15 protein-coding genes and 1 pseudogene are annotated in these 17,820 nt (G+C 69.5%); 11 read left to right on the plus strand and 5 right to left on the minus strand.

All coding sequences use genetic code 11. From position 1 onward, the window contains the following. Positions 1-13: 13 nt before the first annotated feature. The 3 genes from KBY96_RS06930 to KBY96_RS06940 are packed head-to-tail and all read left to right on the plus strand — an operon-like array spanning position 14 to position 3,362. Positions 14-1,453 (plus strand): circularly permuted type 2 ATP-grasp protein, encoded by a 1,440-nt coding sequence (locus KBY96_RS06930; protein ID WP_254978629.1) that lies wholly within the window; start codon positions 14-16, stop codon positions 1,451-1,453. Then, complete coding sequence (locus KBY96_RS06935; protein ID WP_254978630.1) at positions 1,447-2,448, plus strand: alpha-E domain-containing protein; 1,002 nt, start codon at positions 1,447-1,449, stop codon at positions 2,446-2,448. The genes KBY96_RS06930 and KBY96_RS06935 overlap by 7 nt, the downstream gene beginning before the upstream one ends. Next, on the plus strand, positions 2,433-3,362 hold the full coding sequence (locus tag KBY96_RS06940; RefSeq protein ID WP_254978631.1) for a transglutaminase family protein: 930 nt from the start codon (positions 2,433-2,435) through the stop codon (positions 3,360-3,362). Before KBY96_RS06935 ends, KBY96_RS06940 begins: the two co-directional genes overlap by 16 nt. A gap of 48 nt (positions 3,363-3,410) precedes the next feature. On the opposite strand, the gene KBY96_RS06945 is transcribed toward KBY96_RS06940, so the two are convergent. Further along, positions 3,411-3,884, minus strand: coding sequence for a redox protein (locus tag KBY96_RS06945; RefSeq protein ID WP_254978668.1), 474 nt, complete (start codon positions 3,882-3,884; stop codon positions 3,411-3,413). Positions 3,885-4,145: 261 nt separating this feature from the next. Between KBY96_RS06945 and KBY96_RS06950 the strand changes: the two genes are divergently transcribed. Then, on the plus strand, positions 4,146-5,030 hold the full coding sequence (locus tag KBY96_RS06950; protein WP_254978632.1) for a CsgG/HfaB family protein: 885 nt from the start codon (positions 4,146-4,148) through the stop codon (positions 5,028-5,030). A 33-nt stretch (positions 5,031-5,063) separates the two neighbouring features. On the opposite strand, the gene cobA is transcribed toward KBY96_RS06950, so the two are convergent. The 3 genes from cobA to KBY96_RS06965 all read right to left on the minus strand — a co-directional run bounded on the left by cobA (position 5,064) and on the right by KBY96_RS06965 (position 8,870). Next, a complete protein-coding gene (gene cobA, locus KBY96_RS06955) occupies positions 5,064-5,864 on the minus strand; it encodes a uroporphyrinogen-III C-methyltransferase (protein ID WP_254978633.1) in 801 nt (266 codons plus the stop codon). Further along, on the minus strand, positions 5,861-7,180 hold the full coding sequence (locus KBY96_RS06960) for a CbiX/SirB N-terminal domain-containing protein (RefSeq protein ID WP_254978634.1): 1,320 nt from the start codon (positions 7,178-7,180) through the stop codon (positions 5,861-5,863). The genes cobA and KBY96_RS06960 overlap by 4 nt, the downstream gene beginning before the upstream one ends. A gap of 91 nt (positions 7,181-7,271) precedes the next feature. Continuing rightward, the gene (locus KBY96_RS06965; RefSeq protein WP_254978635.1) at positions 7,272-8,870 is read right to left on the minus strand and encodes a ferredoxin--nitrite reductase; all 1,599 of its coding nucleotides are present in this window, start codon (positions 8,868-8,870) and stop codon (positions 7,272-7,274) included. A 237-nt stretch (positions 8,871-9,107) separates the two neighbouring features. On the opposite strand from KBY96_RS06965, the gene KBY96_RS06970 reads away from it, so the two are divergent. The 5 genes and pseudogenes from KBY96_RS06970 to KBY96_RS06990 all read left to right on the plus strand — a co-directional run bounded on the left by KBY96_RS06970 (position 9,108) and on the right by KBY96_RS06990 (position 14,313). Continuing rightward, positions 9,108-10,199, plus strand: a complete 1,092-nt coding sequence (locus tag KBY96_RS06970; RefSeq protein WP_315859474.1) for an anthranilate phosphoribosyltransferase family protein — start codon at positions 9,108-9,110, stop codon at positions 10,197-10,199. A 196-nt stretch (positions 10,200-10,395) separates the two neighbouring features. Next, a complete protein-coding gene (locus tag KBY96_RS06975) occupies positions 10,396-11,703 on the plus strand; it encodes a CmpA/NrtA family ABC transporter substrate-binding protein (protein ID WP_254978636.1) in 1,308 nt (435 codons plus the stop codon). A gap of 73 nt (positions 11,704-11,776) precedes the next feature. Beyond that, complete coding sequence (gene ntrB, locus KBY96_RS06980; RefSeq protein ID WP_254978637.1) at positions 11,777-12,610, plus strand: nitrate ABC transporter permease; 834 nt, start codon at positions 11,777-11,779, stop codon at positions 12,608-12,610. A 1-nt stretch (position 12,611) separates the two neighbouring features. Then, positions 12,612-13,400: pseudogene (locus KBY96_RS06985) on the plus strand (nitrate ABC transporter ATP-binding protein); the annotation flags it as partial. A 52-nt stretch (positions 13,401-13,452) separates the two neighbouring features. Beyond that, complete coding sequence (locus tag KBY96_RS06990; RefSeq protein ID WP_315859475.1) at positions 13,453-14,313, plus strand: nitrate ABC transporter ATP-binding protein; 861 nt, start codon at positions 13,453-13,455, stop codon at positions 14,311-14,313. A gap of 15 nt (positions 14,314-14,328) precedes the next feature. Here the strand turns inward: KBY96_RS06990 and KBY96_RS06995 are convergent, their stop codons facing one another. Next, complete coding sequence (locus KBY96_RS06995; protein ID WP_254978638.1) at positions 14,329-16,539, minus strand: molybdopterin oxidoreductase family protein; 2,211 nt, start codon at positions 16,537-16,539, stop codon at positions 14,329-14,331. A gap of 20 nt (positions 16,540-16,559) precedes the next feature. Here KBY96_RS06995 and KBY96_RS07000 point away from each other — a divergent pair, with 20 nt between their 5' ends. Beyond that, on the plus strand, positions 16,560-17,153 hold the full coding sequence (locus tag KBY96_RS07000) for a nitrate reductase associated protein (protein WP_254978639.1): 594 nt from the start codon (positions 16,560-16,562) through the stop codon (positions 17,151-17,153). After that, positions 17,150-17,803, plus strand: coding sequence for an NTP transferase domain-containing protein (locus tag KBY96_RS07005; RefSeq protein WP_254978640.1), 654 nt, complete (start codon positions 17,150-17,152; stop codon positions 17,801-17,803). The genes KBY96_RS07000 and KBY96_RS07005 overlap by 4 nt, the downstream gene beginning before the upstream one ends. The last annotated feature ends 17 nt before the right edge of the window (positions 17,804-17,820 follow it).

Genomic DNA, 17,820 nt, shown 5'->3' on the forward strand with positions numbered 1-17,820 from the left:
GCCCTGGCCAGCCATGTTCACTGACTACCGACCGCGCCACGGCTACGACGAATACTTCAGCGCTTTCGACGAACCGCGCAGTGCCCTGCGGCCCCTGCTCTCCTCCCTCGGTCAGCTGGGCCTGGAGGAGCTGAACCGCAACCACGCCGCGGCCGGCAACCTGCTCAAGCGCCTGGGGGCCACCTTCCGCCTCAACGACTCCGGCGAGCGCGGTGTGGAGCGGATCCTGCCCTTCGATCCGTTGCCCCGCCTGATCAGCAGCAGCGACTGGCAGCTGCTCGAGCGCGGGCTGTTGCAGCGGCTCGAGGCGATCGATCTGTTCCTGGCCGACGTCTACGGCGAGCAGCGGATCCTCAACGACGGAGTGCTGCCGCGGGAGGACGTGGTCAGCTCCCAGGGCTGGCGTCCCCAGCTGCTGGGCTTCAAGCCACCCCTGGGCAAGTGGTGCCACATCTCCGGGCTCGACCTGGTGCGCGACGGCCAGGGCACCTGGAGGGTGCTGGAGGACAACCTGCGCTGCCCCTCGGGAGTGGCCTACTTCCTGGAGAACCGCCGCGTGATGAAGCGCATGTTCCCCAGCCTGTTCTCCGGGCGCACCGTGCAGCCGATCGACGACTATCCCTCGCATCTGCTGCGCAGCCTGCGCGAACTGGCCCCCTGGACGGAAACCCCCAACGTGGTGCTGCTCACCCCCGGGGTGTACAACAGCGCCTACTTCGAGCACAGCTACCTGGCCCAGCAGATGGGCATCCAGCTGGTGGAGGGCCGCGACCTGGTGGTGCAGGACGAGCGCGTGTGGCTGCGCAGCACCAGTGGCCTGGAACTGGTGGATGTGATCTACCGCCGCATCGACGACGACTTCCTCGACCCGGCGGTGTTCCGCAGCGATTCGATCCTGGGGGTGCGGGGCCTGATGGAGGCCTATCGGGCCGGCCGGGTGGCGATCGCCAACGCCCCTGGCACCGGTGTGGCCGACGACAAGCTCATCTACGCCTACGTGCCGGAGATGATCCGCTACTACCTCGACCAGGAGCCGATCATCGAGAACGTGCCCACCTACATCTGCGCCAGGCCCGACGACCAGGCCTACGTGCTGGCCCACCTCAAGGAGCTGGTGGTGAAGGCGGTGGCCGAGGCCGGCGGCTACGGAATGCTGATCGGCCCCCATGCCGGGCCGGAGGAGATCGCCGAGTTCGCCGAGAAGATCAAGGCCCACCCCCGCAACTACATCGCCCAGCCCACCCTGGAGCTGTCCACGGTGCCATCGCTCAGCGACGGCGAACTGTTTCCCTGCCACGTGGACCTGCGGCCCTACGTGCTGCGGGGCAAGGGCACCTGGGTGAGTCCGGGCGGTCTCACCCGGGTGGCCCTGCGGCGCGGTTCACTGGTGGTGAATTCCTCCCAGGGTGGAGGCTGCAAGGACACCTGGATCGTGGGAGAGCCCTCATGCTGAGCCGCGTCGCCGACTCCCTCTACTGGATCAACCGCTATGTGGAGCGGGCCGAGAACATCTCCCGCTTCGTGGAGGTGAGCGAGGCCATGGCCCTCGACTGCCCACCGGGCAGCGCCGAGCCCTGGCTGCCCCTGATCGATGCCAGCGGTGACCGGGAACTGTTCGACTCTCTCTATCCCCGTGGCACGCCCGACGAGGTGGTGGCGTTTCTGGTGTCGGCGGAGGACAACCCCAGCAGCGTGGTGAACTGCATCCGCCACGCCCGCGAGAACGCCCGCCAGATCCGTGAGGTGATCACCACGGAGATGTGGGAGCAGATCAACGACATCTACTGGACCCTGCAGGAGAACGAGAGCTTCTGGCGTCAGCAGCCCCAGGAGGTGCTGCGCGAGATCCGGCGGGCCTGCCAGCTCTTCTATGGCATCACCGACGCCACCCTCAGCCGCGACCTCTCCTGGCAGTTCAGCCGGCTGGGGCGGCTACTGGAGCGGGCCGACAAGACCACCCGCATCCTCGATGTGAAGTACTTCCTGCTGCTGCCCTCCCCCGATGAGGTGGGCGGCGTGCTCGACGAACTGCAGTGGATCTCCCTGCTGCGCAGCGCCGGCGCTTACCAGATGTTCCGACAGGCCCGCCAGCAGGCGATCGAACCCAAGGCGGTAGCCGCCTTCCTGCTGCTCAATCCGATCTTTCCCCGCTCGGTGCGCTACTGCCTGCAGCGCATCCACGAAACCCTGCACATCGTGGGCGGGCAGGCGTTGCCGGGGGTGCCCGACGACCTCGAATGCCTCAGCGGCATCACCCTGGCGCGCTGGAGCTACACCCGCATCGATGATCTGATCGCCAGCGGCCTGCACGAGTCGATCGACGCCCTGCAGGGCGACCTCAACCAGCTCCATGAGCTGATCGAGCGGCGCTATTTCATCGCCACCGGCGACGACACCCTTCCCACCCTCCACTCCGCCAGCACCGATCCGGCATGCGTGCTCGCGTAACCCACACCTTCACCTATCGCTACAGCGCTCCGGTGCTGCTGGGTGCCCACCGCTTCTGCCTCAAGCCCAGGGGTCATGGGTTCCAGCGGCTGGTGGACTTCCGGCTGGAGATCAGCCCGGAGCCGAACCGGCTCTACCCGTTGGTGGCCGCCAGCGGCGATGAGATTCTGCGGGCCCGTTTCCAGGGCGGCAGCGAACAGTTTCTGGTGCGCGCCACCAGCATCGTGGAGACGGACACGCCACCGCTGCTGCAGGCCTGCCTGGAGGAGATCGAACCCCATCTGCCCTATCCGGTGGGTCACCTCAACGGCGACCTGATGGGATCGCTGAACGGCTGGCTGCCCAATGGTCAGCACGATCCGGCGGCCGTGGACCTGGCCCAGGAGGCCCTGATGGGCAGTGATCAGCGGGCGCTGATGTTTCTGCAGCAGCTGGTGGAAATGATCCAGGACCGGGTGAAGTACAACCAGCGCCACGTGGGCCCGGCCTGGCCCGCCGGCCGCACCCTCAAGGAGCGGGTGGGCTCCTGCCGCGACCTGGCCATGCTGATGGTGGAGGCCTGCCGCTGCGTGGGGCTGCCGGCGCGATTCGTGAGCGGCTACCACCTGGTGGAGCCCAAGCCCAAGCGCTACGACCTGCACGCCTGGGCAGAGGTGTACCTGCCCGGTGCCGGCTGGCGGGGGGTGGACCCGAGCGGCATGGGCATCATCGACGACCGCTACATCACCCTGGCCACCTCTTCCAAGCCAGAGCTCACCGCCGCCATCACCGGCAGCTTCTCAGGCCCCCCGGGAGTGGAAAGCACGTTCGACTGGCAGATTGAAGCCGAGATGCTCGATGCCACCCACAGCATCACCGGAACGGTGTCGGCCGGTCACGGGGTGGACTTCAGCGCGTTTCAGCCCAGCCCCTGACCTGCTCCTCTGGTCTCCCCCAGACCCAAGCTCCCCCCTGAATCCCGCCTACCAGTTGAGCCCGTGCAGCTTCGGCAGAGGTGCGGTGTTGCAGGTGGTGGCAAACAGGCGCGGGATGCGACTGCTGTTGTACACCCGGAATTCACGCACCAGGCTGGCGTTCTCCTCTCGCACCGCCTGATTGAGCACCACCGAACCATCCGGATCGGACACCGAGCGGTGGAAGGTGCCGGGCGGGATGCGCAGGATGTCGCCGCCGGTGTCCAGGCGCACGATGTGGAAGGGATAGTTCCAGCCGAAATTCACCAGGAAGAAGGTGCGGCCGCCATGCAGGGCCAGCAGGTTGTCCTCCTGGTGGGGATGCAGATAGAACTGCCAGGCTCCGCTGTCGTCGTCGGGGGGAGAGACGGCGGGGCCGGAGTGCACCACCAGGTCGCGGGCGTTGGACGCGGCCACGGTGATGTCGAAGAAGCGCACACTGGGGGTGTCGCGGAAACGCTCGTAGGGAATCAGCTCGAACATCGGCGCCGGACGCACGGGGTGGGTCGGCGCCGACGGTTGACTCTCGAGCAGCTCAGGGTTGCGGTGTAGAGGTGTGGCAGCCATGGAGGGGGAGGCCGGAAGCGCTGGGGGGGGGGGTGAACCAAGTGAACCGAAGCACCAGGGCCGGGGACCGTGGCGAGAACTACCAAAGCCCGCACTGGGCCGGTGAGTTCCGATTGTCTTCAGCTTGATCGTGGTTGCTTGAATACGACGGCTGGAAGCAGGACGCGAAAGCTGACGATGACGAAGCCCACCACGATCAATCCTGAACCATCCCCCAGCCGGCATCTGGCCCGCTGGCGTACGGGTCTCACCCTCACCCTGGCCCTGGCCCTGAGCGCCGGCGGCGCGCCGGCCCTGGCTCAGGGGCCGGCGCCAACGGGCCGGCCCACCGTGTCGGTGCCCGAGTTCAAGAACACCGTGAACCAGTCGTGGTGGTGGAGTGGCCCGGTGGCCGACGACCTCTCGGCGGCCCTGGCCAATGAGCTGCAGGCCAGCGGCGGGCTGCAGGTGGTGGAGCGGAGCAACCTCAAAGCGGTGCTCTCCGAGCAGGAGCTGGTGGAGCTGGGCATCGTGCGCCAAGGGGCCTCAGCCGCCCAGCGCGGCCAGGTCACCGGCGCCCGCTTCATCGTGCTCGGCACCGTGAGCTCCTACGAATCCAACGTGGCCAGCAAGACCTCCGGGGGCGGCATGAGCCTGCTGGGCATCGGCGGCCGCCGGGAGCAGGCCGAAACCAGCGACTATGTGGCCATCGACATCCGCGTGGTGGACAGCACCACCGGCGAGGTGGTGGGCTTCCGCACGGTGGAGGGAACGGCCACGAGCACGGCCGAGAGCCGGCAGCAGGGCGTGAACCTGCTGCCGGCCGCCGGGCTCACCATCCTGGGGGTGCCGATGAGCCGGGGCGGCCAGGCCCTGGTGGGGGCGGCGGGCACCTTCCGCTACGACAACTCCAGCAGCGAAACCGAGCGCACCCCGGTGGGCAAGGCCCTGCGCGCCGCCCTGGTGGACGCCTCCGACTACGTGAGCTGCCTGCTGGCCCCGCAGGGCAACTGCATGGAGCACTTCGAGGCCCAGGACCAGCGCCGGCGCCAGCGCACCCGGAGCGTGCTGCAGATGGACTGAATCGCTGGAGCGATACTGATTCGCTCCAGCGATTCAGAGCGGAATCGGCATCTCCACAGCCGCCGGAGTGGGGGAGCAGGCGCTCACCCGCTGGGCCACCACCTCCCCCACCACCACGATCGAGGGGGATGCAAACCCTTCGGCCTCGGCCCGCTCGGCCAGCTGGGCCAGGGGGCTGAGCAGCAGCCGCTGGCCCTGCACCGTGCCCTGCTGGATGATCGCGGCCGGGGTGTCGTCGGCCAGGCCGCCGGCCAGCAGCTCCTCGGCGATGCGGCCCAGGTTGTGCAGCCCCATGTAGATCACCAGGCCGTCGCTGCTGCGGGCCAGGCCGCGCCAGTCGACGCCTGGGCGCTGCTTGTCGATCTCCTCGTGGCCGGTCACGAAGGTGACGCTGGAGCCGGCACTGCGGTGGGTCACGGGGATTCCGGCATAGGCCGGCGCGGCGATGCCGGCGGTGACCCCCGGCACCACCTCCACGGCCACGCCGTGGGCCGCCAGGTGGGCCGCCTCCTCGCCGCCGCGGCCGAACAGGAAGGGGTCACCGCCCTTGAGTCGCACGATGCAGCGATGGCGGCGGGCCAGCTCCACCAGCACGGCATTGGTGCTGGGCTGGGGCAGCGAGTGGTGGCCGCGGCGCTTGCCCACGAAGTGCCGTTCACAGCCGGCGGGCACCAGCTCGAGCAGGGCGGTGGGCACCAGGGCGTCGTGCACCAGGGCGTCGCACTGGCCGAGCAGCCGGTGGGCCCGCACGGTGAGCAGCTCGGGATCCCCGGGGCCGGCACCCACCAGATAGACAGTGCCGCTGGGGTGCGGGCCGCCGGATCCGGAGGTCATGGCAGGGCCTCCAGCGCATCGAGGAGCTGCCGGCGCAGGCCGGGGCGCTGCAGCAGCGGCGCTCCAACCTGATCGCCAAGCAGATCGGTGAAGCGGTTGGCCGCCAGAGCCAGGGGCAGGGCCGGGGCTGAAAGGGTCAGCTGGAGCGCGGCGAGATGCTCGGCACTGTATGGAGTGGCGAGACAACGGCCACCGCAGGCCGACTCCAGGTGGGACAGGAAGCGGCCGGCCAGGCGGCCCTCGACGGGATGATGCAGCAGCAGCGGCGGCTCCTGCTCCCCTGCTCCGGCGGCAGCCATGGCCGCCAGTTCGTGCTGGAGAGCGCGCTGCCAGCTTGGCCATGCCCCCAGGAACGGCAGGCGCCGCACGCGGGTGTGGCGCCGCCAGTGGCGCACGATCACCGGCAGGTCGTGACGCACGTGCCCCCCCGGCAGCAGCAGCAGCGGCACCAGGGTGAGGGCCAGGCCGGGCTTGAGCAACGCAGCCGCGGCCGGCGGCGCGTCGGCCGTGAGTGCCTGCAGCCGCACCGGGGTGCCGCGACGCTGCTCCAGCTCCGTCGCCAGGGCCTGCAGTTCGGCTGGCAGCGCGCCGCCGCTGCGGCCATGCACCACCAGCAGCAGGGGCTGGGCCGGCGTGGCGGCCAGGCGTCGCTGCAAGCGTTCAGCCACGGTCACCGCCAGGGGACGCCGGGTCAGCGGCACCAACCAGCGCCGGCAGGCGGGCAGGCGGGCCAGGAGATCCACCGCGGTGGCCGCCAGCCGGGGGTCAAGGTCGCCCGCCAGGCTGGTGAGGCAGGCCACCAGAGCGGGGCGGGGCCAGACGGGCAGCCCCCGGGCCACTCCCTCCAGGGCGGCACGGCGCAGGGGGGTGGCGATCGGCGCCCGCAGCCAGGCCTCCAGCAGCGGCCAGGCCTGGCGTTGCCGCTGGTGCCCAAGCAGCGGCAGCAGCGTTGCCGCCATCTCCGCTTGCAGCCCGCCCTGGAGGGCGGCGGGACCAGGCGCCAGCTGGGCCCGCAACCAGGCGGCGGTGGCGCCATCCCGATCGCGGGCGACCAGCCCGGGCAGAGCGGGATCCGGCCGGGGCTGGCGCCGCCACCAACACAGCAGGCGCCGCTGGGCCACGGGATCCAGGCGCTCGGCCAACACCGCCAGCAGATCGCTGCGGGGCTCCAGCAGGCCACGCTCCACCGCCCACAGCCACGGTTCCGGATCCAGCTCGTGATACCGACGCAGTTGCTGCAACCAGCGCCAGCGAGCGGGATCGCCGCTGGCCGGAAGGTCGGTGGGAGAGGGCTGGACGGATGCCAGGGCGATCACCCCGCGTGAGCCATCGGTGAGGTCAGGGGGCTCGACACGCCCCGCGTGGGTACTAGCACTGACACGGGGGCAGCGGCGCAGTGCCCAGCCCTCAGGCGGATGCGACGGACAGACGGCGGGCACCGAAGCGCTCCACCAGCAACGCTTCCAGCACATCCGGGAGGTCGCTCAGCGGCACGCCCTTGTGGTGCAGTTCGGCGAGCTTTGGGTCGGCGTCCATCGAACCGCCCAGAAAGATCTTGGCCGCTTCCACCATCGCCCCGTCCTTGCGGGCCTTGGCCCCCATCAGCCCGATCTGGCCCATGTAGGGCTGGCCGCAGGCGTTGGGGCAGCCGGTCCAGTGCATGCGCACGGCATGGGGCAGTTCGACCCGCCGCTCCAACTCCTCCAGCACCGCCTGGGCGGTGCCCTTGGTGGAGATCAGGGCGAAACTGCAGTAGGCGCTGCCGGTGCAGCTCACCGCTTCCGCCTGCAGGGGAGAGGGATCGGGCCGGAAGCGCTTCAGCAGGGGCTCCGCCAGCAGGGCCTCCACCCGGTCGGCCGGCACGTTCACGATCAGGGCGTTCTGGGCCTCGGTGAGGCGCAGCTCGCCGCTGCCGTGGATGCGGGCCAGGCGCGCCAGCTCCAGCATCGCGGCCACATCGAGGCGCCCCATCGGCACGTGCAGTCCCAGCCAGTGCAACCCGTCCTGCTTCTGGGGCTGCACGCCGAGGCCGTCGCGGGGGGCACGGCTCACCAGGTGGCTGCCGTCGTGGGGGCAGGCTTCGGCCGGAACGCCCCCCTGGTCCACCCCGACCTCTGCCGCCAGGTCGGCCCAGGTGTCCAGCACCGCAAGGCGGTACGCCTCCAGGCCGAGCTGATCAATCAGATACATCAGCCGGCTCTTGGTGCGCTGCTGGCGGTTGCCGTGACGCGCGTAGTGGCGCAGCACCGCCAGGGTGAAGGCGGGCAGCTGCCCGGCCTGCAGCCACAGGCCCAGGGGAATGGCCAGCTCGTTGCGCTGGGCGGAGAAGAATCCGCCCACCATCACCGTGAACCCCAGCTCGCCCTCGCGCAGCGCCGGCAGGAAAGCGAGATCGTTGTGCAGCAGAAAGCTGTCGGGGGCCCCGCCCACGGCCACGTTGAACTTGCGCGGCAGGTTGCGGGGGCCATCGGCCGCCAGCAGCCGCGCCTGGATCGCCTCCACCAGCGGCCGGGTGTCGACGAACTCCTCCGGATCGATACCGGCCAGGGGGTTGCCGGTGATGTTGCGGGGGTTGTCGTGGCCCGACTGACGGCTGGTGAGACCCACCCGCTCCAGCGCCGCCATCAGCGGCGCCATGTCCTCCAGCAGCAGGCCTCGCAACTGGATGTTCTGGCGGGTGGTGATGTCGGCGCTGCCGTGTTCGCCGCAGCGATCCACGGCTTCGGCCAGCACCTCCAGCTGCTCGGCGCTGATCACGCCATTCGGCAACCGCAGCCGCACCATGAACCTGCCCGGCGTCACGGGGCGGAAGAAGATTCCCAGCCACTTCAGCCGGATCGTGAGGGTGGCCTCATCGAGCGCCTCCCAGCCGTCACGCCCGAGCGCCTCAAGGCGGGGGGCCAGTTCCAGGCCGCAGAGCTCGGCCTTGGCCTGCTCGATCTTGCTGAGCGGGGGATGGGCACCCACAGGGGGCCTGGCGGCCGAAGAGGGCGAAGGACTGATCATGGGGCAGGGCTGCAACGCGCTGGACAACCTCGGCATGCCCAATGGAGCCCGAGGCTCCGGTTCGGGCCCGAGCCAGCGTCGATGAGAGCTACGCAGCCGGGAGCAGGAGTGGTGGAGGGGTGGCGCCTGGTACAGCTGCGCCGGCCCCGATGATCGAGGTCCCCCTCCGCTGGGGGCGAGGCAGATTGTGTGCCGAAGTGCCGCCTTTCCGTGTCGCAACCGCTACCGACAACTCCATTGACACCGGATGCAGCCGATGGAGCCGCGGGCGAAGCGCGGCGTCTCCATCGGCTGCAGGCCCTCGGAGTGGATCGGGCCGGCTTCCGTGAGCTGATCGGCAAGGTGGGCAGCGGCGAGCACACCAGCACCGGCCTCAGCCGCGCCGAGGCCGAGCACGCTATGGATCTGATGCTGGAGGGCCGGGTCAGCGACGCCCAGATGGGGGCGTTTCTGATTGCCCACCGCATCCGCCGGCCGCTGCCCATCGAGCTGGCCGGCATGCTCGACAGTTACCGCCGTCATGGTCCGGTGCTGGAAACGCCGGGCCGTCAGGCCCTCTGCTTCGGCGTGCCCTACGACGGCCGCAGCCGCACCTCACCGATGCTGCCGCTCACCGCCCTGATGCTGGCCAGCGCCGGTCTGCCCGTGGTGCTGCATGGCGGCGATCCGATGCCGGTGAAATTCGGTGTCGCCCTGGCAGAGCTGTTCGCGGCCATCGGCATCGACTGGCGAGGCCAGCCGCTGGCGGCGCTGCAGCAGTGTCTGCACCAGCACAACCTGGTGCTCACCCATCAACCGGATCATTTCCCGGCCGCGGAACGGCTCCTGCCGGCACGGGACGAGATCGGCAAACGGCCCCCTGTGGCCAGCCTGGAACTGCTCTGGACCCCCCACCGCGGCGACCACCTGCTGGTGAGCGGGTTCGTGCATCCGCCCACCGAAAAGCGGGCCTGGGACGCTCTCACCACCGCCGGCGAAACCAACGTGCTCACCGTCAAGGGCCTGGAGGGCTCCACCGATCTGCCCACAAGCCGGGCGGGCATCACCGCACGGCTGCGGGGGGAGGCGGTGGAGCGGATCCTGCTGCACCCCCGTGACCACGGCCTCCACGGCGAGGAAACGCCCTGGCAGAGCCTGGAAACCTGGCAGCACGACGCCCTGGCCGCCCTTCGGGGTGAGGGCCCCCTGGGCCAGGCCCTGCTCTGGAACCTGGGCGCTTGTCTGTGGCTGGCCGATCAGTTCGACTCCCTGGAGAACGCTCTGGAGCAGGCCCGCGCGCTGCTGGCCGCGCGCTGTGGCGAACGCCTGCGCCAGACCCTGGCGCGCTGAAAGGCGGTCACCGCTTGCGCACCAAACAGGGGATCGGTAACAACAGCAACCCTGCGCCAGGGGGCTGGTGTGTTGACCTGATTTGGTCGGTCAGCATGGAGCGCCGACCACAGATTCAGACCGGTTCGGTGCGCTTCGTTGTGGAGCCCGTCCGGAGTGCACTATCTCGCCACTCCGGCATCCATTGCGAAGTCCAATGTCCAATCTTTCCCGTCGTCGCTTTCTGCTCACCGCCGCCGGCAGTGCGGCCGGTGCCATCTGGCTGAGTGCCTGTGGCGGCCAGAAAACCACCTCCGAGGCGCCGGCCACCGGCGGTGGTGACGGTCCTGAAGTAGGCAGCGCCACCCTGGGCTTCATCGCCCTCACCGATGCCTCGCCGCTGATCATCGCCAAGGAGAAGGGCTTCTTCGCCAAGCACGGCATGCCCGACGTGAAGGTGGTGAAGCAGACCTCCTGGGCCGGCACCCGCGACAACCTGGAACTGGGCAGTGATCGCGGCGGCATCGACGGGGCCCACATCCTCACGCCGATGCCCTATCTGCTCACCACGGGCTCGATCACCAAGAGCCAGAAGCCGCTGCCGATGTACATCCTGGCCCGGCTCAACGTCAACGGCCAGGGACTATCGCTCTCCAACGAATTCCTGGCCGAGAAGGTCACCATCAAGGACCCGAAGATCAAGGCGATCGCCGACAGGAAAAAAGCCGGTGGCAAGCTGCTCAAGGCGGCGATGACCTTCCCAGGCGGCACCCACGATCTGTGGATGCGCTACTGGCTGGCGGCCAACGGCGTGAACCCCGTCACCGAGGCCGACCTGGTGGTGGTGCCGCCGGCCCAGATGGTGGCCAACATGCAGACCGGCACCATGGACACCTTCTGCGTGGGTGAGCCCTGGAACCAGCGCCTGGTGAACCAGAAGCTCGGGTACACCGGAGCCATCACCGGTGAGCTATGGAAGGATCACCCCGAGAAGGCCTTCTCGATCCGGGCCGACTGGGTGGACAAGAACCCGAAGGCCACACAAGCACTGCTGATGGCGGTGCAGGAGGCCCAGATCTGGTGCCAGGACCCCGCGAATCTCGACGAGCTCTGCGAGATCACCTCGAAGGACAGGTATTTCAAGACCAGCGTGGCTGACATCAAGCCGCGTCTGGCGGGCACATTCGACTTCGGCGACGGCCGCAGCGTGACCGATTCGCCCCTGCGCATGCATTTCTGGAAGGACACCGACTCCTACTCCTTCCCCTACAAGAGCCACGACCTCTGGTTCCTCACCGAGGACATCCGTTGGGGCTACCTGCCTCAGGACACCGACACCAAGGCCCTGATCGAGAAGGTGAACCGCTCCGACCTCTGGAAGGAGGCCGCGATCGCGATCGGCCAGGAGAAAGCTATTCCCGCCAGCGATTCGCGCGGCAAGGAAACATTCTTCGACGGCGTGGTGTTCGATCCGGAGGATCCCCAGGCCTACCTGGCCGGCCTGACCATCAAGGCCCTCAAGTGACCCTGCCCGAGCTGAACGCTCCAACACCCGGGCGCTGCCCCAGCCGCGCTTGTCCTGACTCCATCCAGCCTCGATGACCACCCTCAGCCCCCCGCGCCGGCGGCAAGCCGGCCTCCTGCGCCTGCCCGCCCTCAGGCAGACGCTCCCCTACATCCTCTGCATCGGCGCCTTCCTGGTGACCTGGCAGATCCTCTCGGCCCTGCTCGGGACGGCTCGCCTGCCAGGTCCCGTCAACGTGATCGTGGACACCTGGGACCCCTACATCAGCCAACCCTTCTTTGATGAAGGCGGCACCAGCAAGGGCCTGGGCTGGCAGATCCTGATCTCGCTGCAGCGGGTGGCCATGGGCTATGGCCTGGCGGCCGTCGTGGGCATCTCCATCGGCGGCCTGCTGGGTCTCAACCGCTTCTTCGGCAAGGGCTTCGACCCGGTGGTGCAGGTGCTGCGCACGGTGCCGCCGCTGGCCTGGTTTCCGATCTCGCTGATGGTGTTTCAGGACGCCAACACCTCGGCGATCTTCGTGATCTTCATCACCGCCATCTGGCCGATCATCATCAACACGGCGGTGGGCATCCAGGAGATTCCCCAGGACTACACCAATGTGGCCCGAGTGCTGCGCCTCAGCAAGCGGGCCTACATCCGCAACATCGTGATTCCGGCCACGGTGCCCTATGTGTTCACCGGGCTGCGCATCGCGGTGGGGCTGGCCTGGCTGGCGATCGTGGCCGCCGAGATGCTCAAGGCCGACGGCGGCATCGGCTACTTCATCTGGGATGCCTACAACGCCGGCGGCGACTCCAGCTCCAGCCAGATCATCCTGGCCATCCTCTATGTGGGCGTGGTGGGTCTTCTGCTCGACAGGCTGGTGGCCTGGGTGGGTCGCAACGTGAGCCGGGGGGAGAACTGAGATGGCCACCGGACTGCTCACGGTGGATGCCGTCACCCAGACCTTCCCCCTCGACGGGGGTGGGCGCTATGTGGCCCTGCAGGGGGTGAATCTCGACGTCCGCGCCGGGGAGTTCATCACGCTGATCGGTCACTCGGGCTGCGGCAAGAGCACCCTGCTCAACCTGATGGCGGGCCTCAGCCAGGCCACGGAGGGAGGCATCCTGATGCATGGCCGTCAGGTCACCGATCCGGGGCCCGACCGGATGGTGGTGTTCCAGAACTACTCGCTGCTGCCCTGGCTCACGGTGCGCCAGAACATCGCCCTGGCGGTGAACACCGTCTATCCCCAGCTCGCGCCCCAGGAACGGCGCGAAATCGTGGAGCGCAACATCCAGCTGGTGACCCTCACGGCCGCCGCCGGCAAGTTTCCGGCGGAACTCTCTGGCGGCATGAAGCAGCGGGTGGCGATCGCCCGGGCCCTGGCAATCCGGCCCAAGTTGCTGCTGCTCGATGAACCCTTCGGGGCGCTGGATGCTCTCACCCGCGGCAACCTGCAGCAGCAGCTGATGCAGATCTGCCAGGAATCGGAGCTCACCGCCGTGATGGTGACCCACGACGTGGATGAGGCGCTCCTGCTCTCCGACCGGGTGGTGTGTCTGCGCAACGGTCCGGCGGCCGGCATCGGCCGCATCGTGGAGGTGCCCATCCCCCGCCCCCGCGACCGGCTCACGGTGATGGAGCACCCCGATTACTACCACCTGCGAGCTGAGCTGATCCACTTCCTGCAGGAGCAGCGCCGGCTGAAACAGGCCGCCCGCCACGCACCCCGAGCCGCCGCCTGATCCCATTGCGTCAGCACCGATGACCGCCACCGCACCCTTCAGCTCCGCAGCATCCAGCTCCACCGTGACCAGCTCCACCACCGCCGGCAGCGCCAGCGCCTTTCTGGAATTCCGGGGGGTGGGCCAGGTGTTCCAGACCCGCCGCGGCCCCTTCGAAGCCCTGCGCGACATCAACCTGCAGGTGCAGCAGGGGGAATTCCTGTGCGTGATCGGCCACTCCGGCTGCGGCAAGAGCACCCTGCTGAACATGGTGTCGGGCTTCCTGCAGCCCAGCAGCGGCACCGTGACGCTGCACGGCACGCCGATCGAGCGGCCCGGCCCCGATCGCATGGTGGTGTTCCAGAACTACTCGCTGCTGCCCTGGCTCACGGTGTGGCAGAACGTGGAGATGGCCGTGAAAGCGGCCCGGCCCGAGCTGGATGGGGCCACCCGGCGCGAGGTGGTGGCCCACCATCTGGACATGGTGGGGCTGATGGAGGCACGCACCAAGCGCCCCGGCCAGATCTCCGGCGGCATGCGCCAGCGGGTGGCGATTGCCCGCGCCCTCGCCGTGTCACCGGAGGTGCTGGTGCTCGATGAGCCCTTCGGCGCCCTCGACGCGATCACCAAGGAGGAGCTGCAGGAGGAACTGCTGGCGATCTGGGAGGAACAGAAACCCACCGTGCTGATGATCACCCACGACATCGACGAGGCCCTGTTCCTGGCCGATCGGATCGTGATGATGACCAACGGGCCTTCGGCCACGCTCGGGGAGATTCTGGAGGTGCCGTTCGAGCGGCCCCGCAACTACGAGGCCATCCAGGACGACCCCCGCTACGGCCAGCTGCGCAACCACGCCCTCGACTTCCTCTTCCGCCGCTACGCCCACGACGTGGACTGAGTCAGAGCGGCGCCATCAGCTCACCGGCGCCAGCGTCACCGCCGCTCCCTTGAGCTCCGGCTGCCTGGAGATCGGGCAGCCCAGCTCATGCATCAGTTTGTTGGCCTCGCAGGCCAGCTCCCCCTGAGCGGCGCCCCAGTGCATGGGCAGGAACACCGTGCCGGCACGGATGCGCTCACTGATCTGCACCTTGGCGGTGATGGCACCGCGGCGGGAGCACACCCGGGCCAGGACCCCATCGGCCAGGGCCGCGCGCGCCGCATCCTCGGGGTGCACCTCCAGCAGCGGTTCGGGATACGCCTTGCTCACCCGCGCCACATGGCCCGTGCGGGTCATGGTGTGCCAGTGGCCCAGCACCCGGCCCACGGTGAGCACCAGCGGGTAGGAGTCATCAGGGGGCTCGGCCAGGCCCAGGGGCGGATCAGCCCAGAGCCGAGCCTTGCCGGATGGGCTGGGGAAACGGTGCCCCGGGGGTGCTCCCGGGAAGGACTCGACGCCGCCATAGAGCCGCGCCTGGCCGCCGCCGGGGGCGGTGCCGGCGGGAAAGGGCCACTGCTGGGGGCCGTGCTCGGCCAGGAGGGCGTGGCTGAGGCCGCTGCTGTCGCACACCCGCCCGGCGGTGAGGGCCACGAATTCGGTGTACACCTCTGCGGCTGAGCCGTAGCTGAACTGCTCGGTGAAACCCAGGCGACGCCCCAGCTCCGCGAAGATCGCCCAGTCGGGCCGGGCCTCGCCGGGAGGCTGGCGGAAGGCGCAGCAGAGGGTGACCCGGCGCTCGGAGTTCACCATCACCCCGTCCTTCTCGCTCCACTGGGCCGCCGGCAGCACCAGGTGAGCCACCGCCTCGGTTTCGGTGCCGGCGTAGGGCTCACTCAGCACCACCAGGGGACACCGGGCCACCGCCGCCCGCACGCGATCGAGGCTGGGCAGGCTCACCAGCGGATTGGTGGCCGCCACCCACCAGAGGTCAAGCTCCCCGCACTCCATCGCCTCGATCTGCTGCCAGGCCGCCAGGCCGGGCTGGGGGGCGATCGATCCGGGCCCCAGACCCCATTGGCGCTCCAGCTCCGCCCGGTGCTCGGGATCGGCCACGGCGCGGTAGCCGGGCAGCAGCTGGGCCAGGCCGCCCACTTCGCGGCCGCCCATGGCGTTGGGCTGGCCGGTGAGCGAGAAGGGGCCGGCCCCCGGCTTGCCGATCTGGCCGCTCGCCAGGTGCAGGTTGCAGATCCCGGCCACGGTGGCGGTGCCCTCGCGGCTCTGGTTCACCCCCATCGACCAGAGGCTGAGCACGCCCGCGGCCCCAAGCCACCACTCGGCCAGCTGGCGCAGATCGGCGGCGGCAATGCCGCACACCGCCGCGGCCCGCTCGCAATCCCAGGCGCGCCAGAGCGTCTCCAGCTCGTCGAAGCCCTCGGTGTGGGCCGCCACGAAGGCGTGACCTACCCCGCCCCGCTCCAGCAGCAGGTGGCCCAGGCCACAGAGCAGGGCCAGATCGCTGCCCGGCCGGATCGCCAGGTGCAGATCGGCGGCGTCGCTGGTGGCGGTGGCGCGCGGATCCACCACCACCAGGCGCAGGCCATCGGGCTGTTTGCGCTTGCGCTTGAGCAGGCGCTGAAACAGCACCGGATGGCACTCGGCCGTGTTGGTGCCGATCAGCAGCACCAGATCGGCCAGGTCGAGGTCGTCGTAGCAGCAGGGGGGGCCGTCGGAGCCGAGGCTGCGCTGGTAGCCCGCCACCGCCGAGCTCATGCACAGGCGGGAATTGCTGTCGAAGTTGTTGCTGCCCAGGAACCCCTTGAGCAGCTTGTTGGCCAGGTAGTAGTCCTCGCAGAGCATCTGGCCGGAGCCGTAGATGGCCAGGGCCTGGGGCCCCCTGGTGGCGAGGGTGGCCTGGATGCGCTGCACCAGCAGGCTGAAGGCCCGCTCCCAGCTGATCGGGGTGAACGGCTGGTCGGTGCAGGCGCGCCACAGGGGCGTGGTGAGCCGGTTGTGGTGCAGGGTCTCGCCCACGGTGGCGCCCTTGACGCACACCTGGCCCAGCGACGAGGGGTGGTGGCGGTCGCCACGGGCGGTCCACTGGCCATCGGGCGCGGCCTCGCCAGGGACTGGGGCCAGGTTGTCGGGCGGCTTCAGCTCCAGGCCGCAGCCCACGCCGCAGTAGGGGCACTGGGCCCGGGCGGCAGCAGGGGCTGGGGCGGCCGGCAGACCAGGGGAATCTTGAGCCATCGCCAGGCCGGGAGGGAAACGTGAATCGCCCAAGCCGACGCTGCCGGACCTGGTGGCGCTGGCATCCGAACGGGGGGAATCGGACCGCTCTGCCCAACCCCCATCCTGCCGCGCTGGAATGGCGCCTGGCTCGCATCACAACCCTGGCCACCACCCTCGCCAACACCTGCTTCCAGTTCGAGGCCGACTTCACCGCGGCGTTGCGCTGCATCCCCATGGCCGTACGGCGCAAGCTCGATCTGGCCGGGGTGAAGCTGAAGCTGCAGCACTGGAGCGAACTCAGCGAGCGCGAACGCGCCGAGCTGCTCGCCTGGCCCGACGACCCCGACTCCATCGCAGCCCTGCGCCAGCAGCTGCTGGAACGCACCGCCGCGCTGAGCCCCGGCCGGGCCAAGGAACTGCCGCGGCCCACCGGCGAACCCTGGCAGCAGGCCGAGCAGCTCCCGGAAGGGCTGGTTGCCTCCTGCGCCCAGCTGGGTCTGGCCGTGCGGACCAGGGGCTGGAGCGAGCTCGATGAACTGCAGCGCTTCGCCCTGGTGAAGCTCAGCCACCCCGGCCACGAACACCGCAACCTGCCGAGGGCGCTGGCCGAGTTCGGCCTGCTGCAGGCATGAGCCACTCCGGGCAACCAGTAGCCCAGCGCCAGCCTGCGCCGCTGCGCTGCTGCCTGCTCAGCGGGGGCGCCAGTCGGCGCATGGGGCGCGACAAGGCGCTGCTGAGCCATCCCGAAGGCGGCACCTGGCTGGAGCGCAGCCTGATGCTGCTGGGCCAGCTGCAGCTGCCGATCAGCGTGCTCAGTCGCCACGGCAGCCATCTGGAGCTGGCCTGGCAGTTGGCAGCCACCACCGCGCTGCCGATCACGCCAATCCCGGAACCCCCCCCCTGGGAGGGGCCGCTGCTGGCCCTGCACCGGCTGATGCAGCACCACCCCGATGCGGCATTGCTGCTCTGTCCCGTGGACATGCCCTGGCTCAACCTGGATGCCCTGCAGGCGCTGCGGGCGGCTGCCGCGGCCGAGCCCGGGTGCATCCACCTTGCCCACGACGGTGGGCGCCTGCAGCCGCTGCTGGGGGTGTACCCCGGCCAACGGGAGCTGAGCGCCCACCTGGCCATCGCGGTGGCGGGGGGGGAGCGGCGCCTGCAGCACTGGCTCGCCAGCCACCCTTGGCGCAGCGTGGCGCTGGAAGCCCGGAGCCTGCGCAATGTCAACTGCCCCCAGGACTGGTCGGGCGGGGCGGAGCCGGTGTCCAACGGTGTGCACTGAACCTTTGCCATCAACCC

The organism is Cyanobium sp. ATX 6A2, assembly GCF_024346355.1.
Lineage (GTDB): Bacteria > Cyanobacteriota > Cyanobacteriia > PCC-6307 > Cyanobiaceae > NIES-981.